Raw genomic sequence first — 12,645 nt, 5'->3', positions numbered from 1 at the left:
GACGCTGACGACGCTGAGGGGCTTCTGATGGCGGACACGGCTGTACGCACACGCGGGCGCGCGCGACATCCGGCGCCCGCCGGGAAGAGCGGGGAGAGGAGAGCGGGGCGGCTGTCCCGCAACGCCGTCCACCATCCGTGGTGGTTCGCCCTCCCCGCGATCGCCGTCTTCACGGCCTTCTTCCTGGTGCCGAACCTGCTCAACTTCTACTACCCGTTCACCGACTGGTCCTCGTACCACCCGGACATCGCCTTCACCGGCCTCGACAACCTCAGGACCATCGCCGACGACGGTTCCCTGCTGCGGGCGATCCGCACGACCCTGCTGTACGCCGCCCTCGCCGCGCTCTTCCAGAACGGCTTCGGGCTGGCCCTCGCGCTGCTGCTGGAGGCGGACAGCCGCTTCAACCGGTTCTTCCGGGCCGTCTTCTTCCTGCCGGTGCTGATCTCGGCGCTCGCGACCGGCTATGTCTTCCAGGCCCTGCTGGACCAGGACGGCGCGGTCAACGGCGTCCTCGGCACCGACATCCCCTGGCTCGGCTCGACGACCTGGACGCTCGTTCTGGTCACCGTCATCCACGGCTGGAAGTGGATGGGCCTGTCCATGCTGATCTATCTGGCCGGCCTCAAGGGCATCCCCGGCGAGATGCTGGAAGCGGCGAAGTGTGACGGCGCCGGGCCGTGGCGGACCTTCTGGTCCGTGCGCTGGCCGATGCTGGCGCCCGCCGTCACCTTCAACGTCACCACGGCGCTGATCGGCTCGATGAACACCTTCGACATCGTGCAGGCCACCACGGGCGGCGGCCCGGCCGCCTCCACCGAGGTCTTCAACATCTACATGTTCCGGATCTTCGGACAGGGCCTCTACGCCCAGGCCTCCGCGATGAGTCTCGTCCTCTTCCTGGTCGTGGTCGCCGTCGCGATCCCGCTCGTCGTCGGACTGCGCCGAAGGGAGCAACTGCTGTGAGCACTGGGGTGGTTCATGCCGTCAGACGTCCGTCCGCCACGCGTCCCGTGTGGCGTTACGGCCGTCCCGCGCTCGTCCTGCTGCTCGCCGTCCTCGCCGTCGGCGTACCGCTGTGGCTGGTCGCGGTCACCTCCGCCAAGCCGCAGGCCGAGGCCATCCGGCCGAACCTGGACCTGCCCCGGCAGTGGCAGCCCGCGGCCAACTACGAGGACGCCGTCGGCCAGGGCGAGATGCTGCGTGGTTTTCTCAACTCCCTGCTGGTCGTGGTGCCCTCGGTCGCCCTCGTGCTGGTTCTCGGCGCCGGCGCGGCCTGGGTCTTCGCGCGCCGCGAGTCCAAACTGGTGTCGGCTGCGTACGCGCTGTGCATCAGCGGGCTGCTGCTGCCGCCCGCCGTCATCACCGTCGTGATGGAACTGCGGCAGCTCGGTCTCGCGGGCACCCGGCCCGGCATGATCGCCGTCTACACCGGGATGTACCTCTCCACGTCGATCTTCTTCATGACCGGCTTCGTCCGGGCCGTCCCGCCGGAGCTGGAGGAGGCCGCGCGGATGGACGGCGCGAAGCCGCTGCGGATCTTCCTGCGGATCGTGCTGCCGCTGCTCAGACCGGTCATCGCCACCGCCACGATCATGGTGACGCTCTACGCCTGGAGCGACATCTTCTACGCCTTCTTCGTCCTCGGCGGCGGAGAGCGGGCGACCCTGCCGCTCAACCTCTACAAGGTCGCCAGTGCGCAGCTCTACCTCGACAACTGGCATCTCGTCTTCGCGTACGTCGTGGTGATGAGCCTGCCCATGGTCGCCATCTTCCTGGTGGCGCAGCGAAGCATCGTGTCCGGAATCACCAGTGGAGCCGTCAAATGACCGGAGGTCCGACCGCGTGATCACCCCCACCCGCACACCCTCCCCCACTCCCCTTCGTACGAGATCCCGCAGCGCGTCCCGCACCCGGATCGCCCTGCTCACCGCCGTACTTGGAGTCAGCGCCATGGCAGGCACCCTTCCCGCGTCGGGGGCCACGGCCGCCGCCGCGCCGCAGCGCGTCACCGTCGATCTCGCCGCCTCCGAGGGCCCGGTGATGCGCGGCGCCAACGGCACGCTGTACGGACTCAGCGACGACGGCGTGCCCAGTGACGCCGCGCTGGCACCCCTGAAGATCACCAGCATCTCGCAGAAGCCGGAGGGCGGCGCCCAGCATCCCAACGGGGACGCACTCACGGTCTCCAGGTCGTTCTTCCGCAACGGCGGCGGCGAGATCAACGTGATGATGCAGGACATCTACGCCAAGTGGCCGTACGAGGATCTCGGCATCGACGACTATCTGCCCAAGGTCGACAAGATCGTGAAGGAGGTGGCGGCGGACCCGAACAGCGAGCGGTTCGTCTACATCCCGTTCAACGAACCCGACCAGATCTGGTACAACCTCGGCACCTCCGACCAGGCCCGGTACGAGGCCGGCCGCGACCGGTTCTTCAAGGACTGGAAGACGGTGTACCAGCGGATACGCGCGGTCGACCCCGATGCCAGGGTCGCCGGCCCGAACGAATCCGCCTACCACACACGCCTGTTGACCGATTTTCTCGCCTTCGCGAAACGGGAGAACGTACTCCCCCAGGTCATGACCTGGCACGAGCTGGGCTCCGGCTCCCTCCGGGACTTCCAGGGGCACTACGACACCTACCGCTCCGTCGAACGCGACCTCGGCATCGCACCACTGAAGATCAACATCGACGAGTACGCCAACCGCCGCGACCTGTCGGTGCCCGGGCAACTCGCCCAATGGGTCTCGATGTTCGAACGGAACAAGGTGTACGCCAACCAGGCCTACTGGGACGCCGCCGGCAACCTCGACGGCAACGTGGTGCGCTCGAACATCCCCAACGGCGGCTGGTGGTTCTTCCGTTGGTACGCGGGACTCACCGGCGACACCGTCAAGGTGACCCCTCCGCAGGCCAACACGATCGACACCCTTCAGGGACTGGCCTCGTACGACACGACGAGGCGTCAGGCGCAGGTCCTGCTCGGCGGTTCCGCCGGTGACTCCGACGTCGTGGTCCGGAACGTCTCGCGGTCCGTCTTCGGCGGCACGGTCACCGCGACCGTCGCCGAGGCGGCCTGGTCCGGTTACGAGGGCCGGCACGCGGCTCCGCGCGTCCTCGCACGGACGAAGGTCCAGGTGGCGGCCGACGGCTCGGTGACCGTCCCGCTGCGCCGCCTGCACAAGATGTCCGCCTACCGGATCGTCCTGACACCGGGCGGCTCGGACACCCCGTCCACCCCCGTCGTCCCGTGGACCGGCTCGTACGAGGCCGAGGACGCGGCCGTCACCGGCGGTCAGGTGTACACCCAGGGCACGGTGAGCAACGCCAACGGATACGCGGCCTCCGGGACGAAGGACGTCGGTTCGCTCAACACGGCCACCAGCAAGGTCGACTTCACGGTGACGGTCCCGAGGGCGGGGACGTACGACCTGGCGATCCTGTACGGCAACCAGTCCGGGACACCGGCCACGCAGAAACTGTCGGTCGACGGCCGGGACCCGGTCACTGTCAGCTATCCCTCCACCGAGAACTGGACCTACCGCGCCAAGAAGGACCTCGCCGTCGAGCTGTCCGCCGGCACCCATGTCCTGACCCTGGCCAAGGGCGACGCCGAGGTCACCCTCGACCGCGTCGACCTGACCGCCCGTACCGCCGCCGAGCCGTCCGCCGCCTACGAGGCCACGCTGGCGGACCTCGGCGGGAAGCCGTCCTTCGACTACTCCTCCTCCGCCGGTGCCGGCACGGGCGCCCTGGTCCTGCGCGCGGGCGACCAGGCCGTCTTCGACGTCTACGCACCCCGCGACGGGTACTACACAGTGATCCCGCAGGCCTCCGCGGCGGTCCGGCTCGACCTGCACGGGGAGACGGTGACGGCGGCGCCCGGACAGCCACTGCGGCTGTATCTCGTGGCGGGCAACAACCGCGTCCGGGCCACGGCCCAGCAGGCCGCCGTCCGCTCGCTCGACGTCTCCGGGGCCGGTTCGACGGCCGGCACACTCTCCTACGAGGGTGCCTCGGCGACCCTGGCGGGCGGGGCCCGGCTCGTCGACTCCGCGTACGCCTCCGCCGGTTCGTACATCGGCGACCTCGGCAACGGCGCGTCCAGCACCGCCGAGTTCACCGTGGACGCCCCGAAGGCCGGCCGCCATGTCCTGGTCGTCCACTACGCGCACAACGACCGGCGCGACAACGGCCACGCCTACAACACGGACATCATGTCCCGTACGGCCGACATCACGGTGGGCACCGCCGCTCCCGTCAGAGCCACCTTCAAGAACACCTGGGGGTGGCACGACTACTGGACGCTGAGCATCCCCGTGGACCTGAGGAAGGGCTCCAACAAGGTGACCTTCGCGAACGCGAGCGCCTGGGCACCGCACATCGACCGGATCGAACTGGGCCGCGTCGTCGGCTGAGCGCTCCGCGTGTGGCTCCGCCGGGAGGCCGGTGCGTCGGATGCGGGTACGTCGTGGCTCGTCACGCCGTTCCCCGCGCCCCTTCTGGGCGCCCTCAGGGGACGCTCCCCAGGGAGCGTCCCCTCGGGGCTGTCCTGCCGGAGACCGGCGTAAGAGACCTGCGAAGCAAGGTTTCAGGTGAGGTCGGAGCGTTAAGGTTCGCAATATGAACGCACGGCTGGATCTTCTCGGCACGGTGGCCCCCGGTGCCACGGAAAGCGAGGTCTTCCGGCTGGCGCTCCAGCACGCGATGGGAGAGCTGGGCGCGCTGGGTGGAGCGATCCACCTGCGCGGGCCCATGTCCGCCCTGCGACTGGTGTCGGCGGTCGGCCTGCCGTCCGCCCTCACCCGTTCATGGGAGATCGTCGACCAGGAGGGGCCGTCCGCCCCGGCCCTGGCACTCCACCAGGGCAACGGCGTGTGGGTCCCCCTGGGCTCCGGCGACGCCTTCCGGACCGGGTCCGGCCTCGCCGCCCTGCCGGTGTCCAGCGAGAACCGCCGCATCGGCGCGCTCACCCTGCTGACGGGCGACCGGGGCGAACCCACCCCCGCGCAGTGGGATTTCCTGCGGGCCGTCGTCGGCTGGGCCGAGGAGCGCATCCTCCAGGCGCCGATGCCGTCCGGGCCCGTCCACACCGAGCTGCACGGGGACCGTCTGCGGCAGGCGCTCAAGGAGGTCAGCGTCGGTTCGTGGGACTGGGACATCCGCACCGGCGAGCTGATCTGGGACGAAGCCGCCCTGGAGCTGTACGGCACCAGGGCCGCCGACTTCACCGGGCGGATCGAGAACTGGATGCGGATCGTCCACCCCGACGACCTGCCTTTCACGCTCGCGGCGGCGCAGCGGGCGATCCACGACCACACCGTGTTCGAGGCCGAGTACCGGGTGCGGCGGCTGGACGGCTCGTACGGCTGGACCCGGGCCCGCGGCCGGGCGACGTACGACGACGGGGGCGAGGCGCTGCGGATGATCGGCGTGGGCTGGGAGAGCAACGAGTCCCGCACCGCCCGTGACGCCCTCAGCCGGGCCCTGCGCCATATGAGCGACGGCTTCCTGTCCGTGGACGAGCGGTGGCGGATCACCTTCGCCAACCTGGAGGCCGAACGCACCCTGGGCTTCTCCGAGGAGGAGCTGTTCGGGCGCGTCCTGTGGGACCTCCCCTCCGCCCGGCGGATCCCCGGCCTTGAGGAGCGCTGTCGGGAGGCCGCGGCCCAGGAGACGCCCGTCGGCTTCGACGTCCGCACGCCCGACACGGGAATCCTCTACCACCTGCGGCTGGTCCCGGGTCCCGACGGCCGCACCCTCTACTTCACCGACGTGACCGACAAGCGGCGCCGGGCCGAGGAACGCCGGTCGGCCGAGCTGGCCACGGCCGAACGGGCGGCCCGGATCGCCGAGCTGACCACGGATCTCGCCAAGGCGACGACCACCCAGGACGTGGTGGAGGCGGTCGCCCGGCGCGTACTGCCGCCGTTCGCCGCCACCGGGCTGCTGATGCAGGTCGTCGAGGGCGACCGGCTCCACCACGTCGGATCCGTCGGCTACCCGGACGAGTTCCTGGCCCAGCTGGACAGCCGCCCCCGCGGCCCCGGCGACCCGGCCTGGCAGCCGATCATGTCCGGCACCCCGCTGTTCCTGTCCTCCGCGGCGGAGTTCGCCACGCACTCGCCCACCCGCGTCGACATGCCCACCCGGGCCGGCAAACAGGCCTGGGCGTTCCTGCCGCTGGCCGCGTCCGGGCACACGTTCGGCGTATGCGTCGTCTCCTTCGACCGGCCGCGCCTGCTCACCGACGAGGAACGCACCCTGCTGACCACGATCAGCGCCCTCGTCGCCCAGGCCCTGGAACGGGCCCGGCTGTACGACGCCGAACACGCCCGGTCCCGCGAACTCCAGCGCAGCCTGCTCCCCCAGGGACTGCCCGAACTGGCCGCGTGCACGGCCGCCGCCCGCTATCTCCCCGCGGGCCAGGGCATGGACGTGGGCGGCGACTGGTACGACATCATCCCGCTCTCCGGCGGCCAGGTCGCCCTCGTCGTCGGCGACGTCATGGGCCACGGCCTGCCCGAGGCCGCCACCATGGGCCGGCTGCGCACCGCCGTGCACACCCTGGCCGACCTCGAACTGCCCCCCGACGAGATCATGAGCCACCTGAACGACATCGTCGGCGGCATGAACGAGGAGTCGTACGCCACCTGTCTGTACGCGCTCTACGACTCCACCACCCGGACCTGTTCCATCGCCCGTGCGGGCCATCCGCCGCCGGCCCTGGTGCACCCCGACGGCAGTGTCCACTTCCCGGAACCGGCCGCCGATCCGCCGCTGGGCGCGGCGAAGCCGCCGTTCGAGACGGTCGAGATCACGGTGCCCGAGGGCAGTCTGCTGGTGCTCTACACCGACGGCCTGGTCGAGTCGGCGAAGCGGGACATCGACGCGGGGATGGCCGACCTGGCACGGCTCCTGCACACCACCCACGAGGACGGCACCGACGCGGACCTGGAGCGCCTCTGCGACACGCTGACGGCCGGTCTGCTGCCGGCCGACCAGCAGGCGGCCGACGACGCGGCGTTCCTCGTCGCCCGTCTGCACGCGCTGCCCGAGGACCGGATGGCCGCCTGGCCGCTCCCCAAGGACCCGAAGGCGGCCGGCCAGGCCCGCCGCCATGTTCGCGGGCAACTGGCCGACTGGGGCCTGGACGACCTCGTACCGGCCACGGAACTACTGGTCAGCGAGCTGGTGGGCAATGTCGTCCGCCATGCCAAGGGACCTGTGCGGCTAAGGCTGCTGTACGGCGCCGAGCTGATCTGCGAGGTCTTCGACGGCAGCCTGACCATGCCGCGGATCCGCCGCGCGTCCGAGAGCGACGAGGGAGGGCGTGGACTGCAGTTGGTCACGGCGCTCTCCGAGCGCTGGGGGGTGCGGTACACGCGGACGGGCAAGTGCATCTGGACCGAGCAGGGGCTGCTCGGTCCGGACGGCGACGCGGACCCGGCGCCCGACGCCCAGGACCTGATGTTCGACCCGGACCTGTTCGTGGACGATCTGGACGCCCTGCTGTCCGGGGATTCCGGCACCTCCGCGGACTCCGGGGGCGCTGGCTCGTGACGGCGCTGGCTCGTGACGGCGCGGGCTCGTTGCGGCGCGGGCCCGTAGCAGCCCGGGCCCGTAGCGGCACGGGCCAGTTGCGGTGCGGGGGCTCTGCCGGGGATTCCGCTGTCGGGGTTTCCTACCGGCCGATCTTCTCGCGCGTGACGGGATCCGAAGCCAGTTCCCATACCGCGGGCAGCTCCCGTTCCCTGTTCTCCGCGCGGGCCTGCTCGGTGCCGTACAGCAGACCCCAGGTGAAGCCGGCCTCGCCCGCGGTCTGGGCGGCGACGGCGAGGTCCCTGAGGGCAACCCGGGCCACCACGCTGTCCTGATGGTCGCCGAGAACCTTCTGCACCGCCTTGACCCGCCTGCCCAGACTCTTCGCCGGTTTCCCCAGAGCCGGACGGGCCACCTCCGTCGCGTAGCGGACCTTCTTGGCCGCCTTGCGGGCCTCGTGGAGGGCCACATCGCGTTCGGGGCCGGGCGACAGCTCCAGGGCGTCGGTCATGCGCGCGGCCAGTCGCCCGTACTCCTTGAGGACGGCCTCGGCCATGACCTTCTCGGCGTCCTTGGCGGCCTCGGCCCGCAGTGGCGGGTGCTCCAGCAGCGCGGCGAGGGAGTCGAGCAGGTCGAGGTGGCGTCGCGAGCCCAGCGCGTCGAGGCTGCGCAGATGGGACTCCGTGCTGTCGACGACGTTCCACACCCGCAACCGTGCGCCGACGGGGCCGAGGACCAGTTCCTCCGGCAGCGCCTCGATCTCGCCGCTGAGCCGCTCCATCAGTACTTCCTGGTCGCGTTCGGCGCCCAGTTCGCCGGCCAGCCACTTCAGTTCGCCGCGGACCTCGTCGGTGACGTCGCGGTCGAGGACGGACCGGTAGGACCGCAGACAGCTGCGCAGACGACGGCAGGCGACCCGCATCCTGTGCACCGAGTCGGGCCTGTTGCGTCGCACGGCCGGGTCGAGGGCGGTCAGGGCGCGGATCTGCTCCCGCACGTACGCGAGGACCTGGGCGCCCGCGGAATCGTCGTCCGGGCCGGCGGGCCCGTCGGGTGCGGCGGCGGCTTCGGCCGTGGTGGTCACGGTCTCGTCGAGGGCCCGGGCCAGCTTGGACGGGGAGTGCGCCCGCGCGATCCCCTTCTTGCGCAGCTTCTTCTCCACGGCGTCGAGGAGGGCGGGGTCGGCGTCCTCGGCCAGCTCGACCTCCAGCTCGTTCCACGCCGCATGCCGGCCGTCGGCGCGCAGGGACTCCGCGCGGACCGAGTCGACGCACAGCTCGGCACGCGTCGTGCCGTCGGCGTCAACGAGGTGGCGTACCTCGCGTGTTGAGCGGATACGGACCACCGGGGTCAGCTCCGCCCCGCGGGTGCGGGACCTGGTCAGGTCGAGCAGGGCGTCCGGGACGGTGTCGGTGAGGGCCGAGCGGATCTCCTCGCGGCTGTCGCCCGACAGCGGCAGCTTGAGATGCCAACCGGCGTCGGTGCCACCGGTCCTGCGGCGCAGCACGGCCGAGGAACCGGACAGGCGGAGATCGTCGGTGTCGTAGTAGACCGCGTCCAGCTCCTCGGGGCTGCGGTCGACGACGGCCGCGACCCCGTCCACACGCGCCAACTCGGGCAGCCAGGAGGTGTCCGCGGGGGAAGGGACCTCGTACTTTCGTTCTGTCTCTCGCATCGACTGGACCATGTAGTACCGGTAGACACAATCCGCCGAACGAAACACGACTCGGGACAAGCCACCCCGTATTCAGCCGGTCCGGTGCATGTCGTCGGCGAACGCCAGTGCCTCGGCGTGCCCGAACAGCCCGGGGAGCCCGCCGGTGTGGAGGAAGACGGTCCGGTCACCCGGGACGATCTCGCCGCGACGGGCCGCCGCGACGAGTCCCGCCATCGCACGCCCGGTGTACGTGGGGTCGAGGACGACTCCCTCCAGTCGGGCACTCAGTGTCATCGCCTCCTCGACGCTCCTGCCGAGGCGCGCGTAGCCGGCGCCGATGTGGCCGCGATCGATGCGCAGATCGCCGGCGCGGACGTCCGGGGCGTGCGGGACGGCGAACGACTCGACCCGCCGGCGGGCGTCGTCCACGGCTCCCACGTCGACGCCGAGCGTGCGCTCCGCGCCCAGACTCGCGACGAGTCCGGCCATCGTGGCCCCGGACCCCAGGGCGACGACGGCGGTCCGCAGACCGGGGACCTGGGTCATCAACTCCTCGCCGCAGCGCACGTAACCGCGGGCCGACAGCGCGCTCGAACCGCCGAACGGGAGCAGCGCCGGGCGTGCCCCCTCCGAACGCAGCCGGTCGCAGACCCGCGAGGCGGCGTCCGCCAGCGCCTCCTGTCCCGTCACCCCGCTGAAGACGATCTCGGCACCGAGGAACGCGTCCAGTACGAGGTTGCCGGAGCGGGCCGTCCCCCGTTCGCCCGGGAACACCAGCACGGCGCGCAGGCCGAGGCGGGCGGCGGCAGCGGCGGTGAGCCGGGCGTGGTTGCTCTGCGGAGCACCGGTGGTGACGAGCGTGTCGGCGCCGTTCGCGAGCGCTTCGGCGACCGTCCATTCCAGCTTGCGGATCTTGTTGCCGCCGCCACCGAGTCCCGTGAGGTCGTCCCTCTTGATGAAGAGGTCGTCCCGCCCGAGACCGAGTGCGGCGGCCAGCCTGGGCATCGGCTCGACCGGGGTGGGCCAGGTGCCGAGCGAGAGCGGGGTGATCGGTTCGGACATGCCGGCGGCTCCGTGATGTCGATGGGTGTTGATACGTCGATAGGTGTTGGTACAGGGAGAGTTCTACGGGCGCGGGCGGTCCGTCGGGGGCGGTCCGTCAGCCCCACACCAGTCTGATGAGCGCCGTGGCGACCATGCCGGCGAGGATCGCGAGCAGCATCGGTGCCCGTGACAGCCGTGCGACCACCACCGTGGCGAGTCCGAGGAGCAGCGGTCCGTCCAGCGCCGTCCACCGCGGGCCCGCCACGTCGACGACGAGGAGTCCGGCGAGCAGCACCGGCGCGAGCAGCGCGATGACACCGCGCGCCGCCGCGGGCAACTGCCGGTCGCCGAGGACCGCGGGCCCCGCCGCCTTGAACGCGAAACTGATCAGCGCGACGCAGACGATGGCCGACCACAGATGCCACTGGTTCACGATCCGCCCGCCTCCTTCGTGTCGCGAGAGCCGTGCGAGTCGCGAGTGCCGCGCGTATCCCGCGTGTCCCGCGGTACGAGTCCCTTGCGCAACCCGAGCAGGGCCGCCGCGCTCGCCCCCAGCAGTGCGAGACCGGCCGGTACCCAGATGACCAGCACGGCGGCGAGGCACGCGCCCAGCGCCGCCGCCGCGCGTGCCGCCCGTGACCCGCGTAGCTCGTCGAGCAGGAGCAGCAGGAAGAAGGCCGGGAAGACGAGATCGAGGCCGAGCGACTCCACCAGGCTCTCCGGTGGGGCCATGACGACGCCCAGGGCGGTGCCCGCCACCCATGCGGGCCACTGCACGGCGGTGGCGCCGAACAGTTTCCAGCGGTCGAAGCGGCCACCGCCCAGATGGGCTGCCACCCAGGAGCCGTCCACGACGGCCTGGCCCTCAAGTGCCCGGCGGATGCGGCCACCGCGCAGGTCCTTGGCCACGGCCACGCCCATCGGGATGAAGCGGCCGTTGATCAGCGCCGCCGCCGCGACGGCCGTCGGCACTCCACCGCCGCCCGCCAGCGCGGTGGCGAGGGCGAACTGGGCGGACCCGGAGAACACGACGAGGGAGCAGACGATGGGGGCGAGGACTCCCCAGCCCTCCGTGCGGGCGAACGCTCCGAAGGTGACGGCCAGGACGAAAGCGGCCGCGGCCAGGCCCGTACCGACCTTGATGCCCGCGACGAAGCCCTCCCGACGGGAGTCACCGGCCGTCCCCTGGACCGACGCCGTCACTGTCGCTGTCGGCGCCGGTGTGGAGCCCTTGGCTTGCGGAGGTGACCGGTCCATATCACGAGGCTAACAGTCATCAGCGTCTATGGGTATTAGAATGTGTGGCATGGAAACGACCGCGTCGGCACTGATCGGCGGTCACGTGGTGCTGGACTTCGCCAACACGATCGCGTGGCGGCTCGACGAACGGCGTACGGCCGACCGCGTGTCCGATCCCGCGGCGCTCCTCACCTGGGCGGGCGTGAGCGGCCTGCTGTCCGCCGACCGGGTCGACGCGCTCCTGGCCGCCGCCGCGGAGGACCCGGACTCCGCCGCGGACGCGCTGCGGGCGGCTCGGCGGTTGCGGAACGCGCTGCACCGACTGCTCGACTCCTCGGTGGACGACCGCCCGCCCCGCCGTGAGGACCTGGCCGTGCTGCGCGGCTTCTTCCTGGACGCCTGGCAGCGGGCGGAGTTCGCGTCGGCCCTGCCCCTGCGCCCCGAGCTGGACGTCACGGGCCCGATGGACGTCGTACGGCTACTGGCGCTGGAGGCCACGGAGCTGCTGTCCGGGCCGTCGGCCCCGCTCCGGCGGTGCCAGGGGCCGGGCTGCGGGTGGTTCTTCCTCGACCGCAGCCGCAGTCACACCCGGCAGTGGTGCCGGTCCGGCGACTGCGGCAACCGTGAGCGGGTGCGGCGGCACTACGAGCGCTCGCGCGGCTCCCGGGGCTGAAGGCCCACCGCCCGGCCGTCGTCGTCCCACCGGATCTCCAGGACGCGCTCGACGGCGTCCCGGTTCACGGGACCGAACAGATGGGGGAACAGGACGTCCGCGCCGACGCCGGGCGGCGGGGTGGGGTCCGCCGCTTCGAACTCCAGCCGTGCCGTGAGCCGGGCCTCGTCGAGGACCAGCGCGAGCAGCGGCCGGGGCGAGGCCCGGTAGAAGGCGTTCACGACGGCCAGCGCGGTCTCCTCGTCGGGAGCGCAGTGGATGAAACCGTCCTGCGCAAGGGAAGCGGGCGCGTACGGGGCCTCGGGGCGGGCGCTCCACTCACCGAGCGGCACTACGTGATAGATCATGATCCGGTTATACAACAGCGGAAATCCGCAGACCTGAATTTGCTTAATCCGTAGCCGGGGAGCCCGCGGATTGGTCTGAAAAAGAAGTGCGCCGGATCGGGTGATCGACCAATCCGCGCAGCATTCAGGACCGGATTCC

General features: G+C 71.2%; 10 protein-coding genes. 5 read left to right on the top strand and 5 right to left on the bottom strand.

Translation table 11 applies throughout. From position 1 onward, the window contains the following. The first annotated feature begins 27 nt into the window (after positions 1-27). From ACFVH5_RS19250 to ACFVH5_RS19235, 4 genes are all read left to right on the top strand, one after another. The gene (locus ACFVH5_RS19250) at positions 28-966 is read left to right on the top strand and encodes a carbohydrate ABC transporter permease (protein ID WP_385834855.1); all 939 of its coding nucleotides are present in this window, start codon (positions 28-30) and stop codon (positions 964-966) included. Beyond that, positions 963-1,829, top strand: coding sequence for a carbohydrate ABC transporter permease (locus tag ACFVH5_RS19245; protein WP_385834854.1), 867 nt, complete (start codon positions 963-965; stop codon positions 1,827-1,829). The genes ACFVH5_RS19250 and ACFVH5_RS19245 overlap by 4 nt, the downstream gene beginning before the upstream one ends. Before the next feature lie 124 nt (positions 1,830-1,953). Then, positions 1,954-4,422 (top strand): CBM35 domain-containing protein, encoded by a 2,469-nt coding sequence (locus tag ACFVH5_RS19240; RefSeq protein ID WP_385834853.1) that lies wholly within the window; start codon positions 1,954-1,956, stop codon positions 4,420-4,422. Between the two features lie 205 nt (positions 4,423-4,627). After that, a complete protein-coding gene (locus ACFVH5_RS19235) occupies positions 4,628-7,567 on the top strand; it encodes a SpoIIE family protein phosphatase (protein WP_385834852.1) in 2,940 nt (979 codons plus the stop codon). A 121-nt stretch (positions 7,568-7,688) separates the two neighbouring features. Here the strand turns inward: ACFVH5_RS19235 and ACFVH5_RS19230 are convergent, their stop codons facing one another. The 4 genes from ACFVH5_RS19230 to ACFVH5_RS19215 form a co-directional block, all read right to left on the bottom strand. Next, positions 7,689-9,233 carry a CHAD domain-containing protein gene (locus ACFVH5_RS19230; RefSeq protein WP_385834851.1) on the bottom strand — a complete coding sequence of 515 codons (1,545 nt, stop codon included), beginning with the start codon at positions 9,231-9,233 and terminating at the stop codon, positions 7,689-7,691. Between the two features lie 60 nt (positions 9,234-9,293). After that, on the bottom strand, positions 9,294-10,265 hold the full coding sequence (locus ACFVH5_RS19225) for a pyridoxal-phosphate dependent enzyme (protein ID WP_385834850.1): 972 nt from the start codon (positions 10,263-10,265) through the stop codon (positions 9,294-9,296). A 97-nt stretch (positions 10,266-10,362) separates the two neighbouring features. Then, the gene (locus ACFVH5_RS19220; protein ID WP_384802800.1) at positions 10,363-10,680 is read right to left on the bottom strand and encodes an AzlD domain-containing protein; all 318 of its coding nucleotides are present in this window, start codon (positions 10,678-10,680) and stop codon (positions 10,363-10,365) included. Further along, the gene (locus ACFVH5_RS19215; protein ID WP_385834849.1) at positions 10,677-11,504 is read right to left on the bottom strand and encodes an AzlC family ABC transporter permease; all 828 of its coding nucleotides are present in this window, start codon (positions 11,502-11,504) and stop codon (positions 10,677-10,679) included. Before ACFVH5_RS19215 ends, ACFVH5_RS19220 begins: the two co-directional genes overlap by 4 nt. A gap of 49 nt (positions 11,505-11,553) precedes the next feature. Between ACFVH5_RS19215 and ACFVH5_RS19210 the strand changes: the two genes are divergently transcribed. Next, entirely contained in the window at positions 11,554-12,159 is a 606-nt protein-coding gene (locus ACFVH5_RS19210) for a CGNR zinc finger domain-containing protein (protein ID WP_385834848.1), read from the top strand. On the opposite strand, the gene ACFVH5_RS19205 is transcribed toward ACFVH5_RS19210, so the two are convergent. Next, positions 12,129-12,506 (bottom strand): DUF952 domain-containing protein, encoded by a 378-nt coding sequence (locus ACFVH5_RS19205; RefSeq protein ID WP_385834847.1) that lies wholly within the window; start codon positions 12,504-12,506, stop codon positions 12,129-12,131. The genes ACFVH5_RS19210 and ACFVH5_RS19205 overlap by 31 nt on opposite strands. Positions 12,507-12,645 lie beyond the last annotated feature (139 nt).

It is taken from the genome of Streptomyces sp. NPDC127119, assembly GCF_042677425.1.
Lineage (GTDB): Bacteria > Actinomycetota > Actinomycetes > Streptomycetales > Streptomycetaceae > Streptomyces.
Note: the sequence above shows the minus strand (reverse complement) of the source record. Positions and strands in the feature narration are given on the sequence as shown.

Coding starts and splice junctions, on each gene's coding strand:
- ACFVH5_RS19250 (WP_385834855.1), top strand. CDS start 28: ATGGCGGACACGGCTGTACGCACACGCGGGCGCGCGCGACATCCGGCG.
- ACFVH5_RS19240 (WP_385834853.1), top strand. CDS start 1,954: ATGGCAGGCACCCTTCCCGCGTCGGGGGCCACGGCCGCCGCCGCGCCG.
- ACFVH5_RS19235 (WP_385834852.1), top strand. CDS start 4,628: ATGAACGCACGGCTGGATCTTCTCGGCACGGTGGCCCCCGGTGCCACG.
- ACFVH5_RS19230 (WP_385834851.1), bottom strand. CDS start 9,233: ATGGTCCAGTCGATGCGAGAGACAGAACGAAAGTACGAGGTCCCTTCC.
- ACFVH5_RS19225 (WP_385834850.1), bottom strand. CDS start 10,265: ATGTCCGAACCGATCACCCCGCTCTCGCTCGGCACCTGGCCCACCCCG.
- ACFVH5_RS19215 (WP_385834849.1), bottom strand. CDS start 11,504: ATGGACCGGTCACCTCCGCAAGCCAAGGGCTCCACACCGGCGCCGACA.
- ACFVH5_RS19210 (WP_385834848.1), top strand. CDS start 11,554: ATGGAAACGACCGCGTCGGCACTGATCGGCGGTCACGTGGTGCTGGAC.
- ACFVH5_RS19205 (WP_385834847.1), bottom strand. CDS start 12,506: ATGATCTATCACGTAGTGCCGCTCGGTGAGTGGAGCGCCCGCCCCGAG.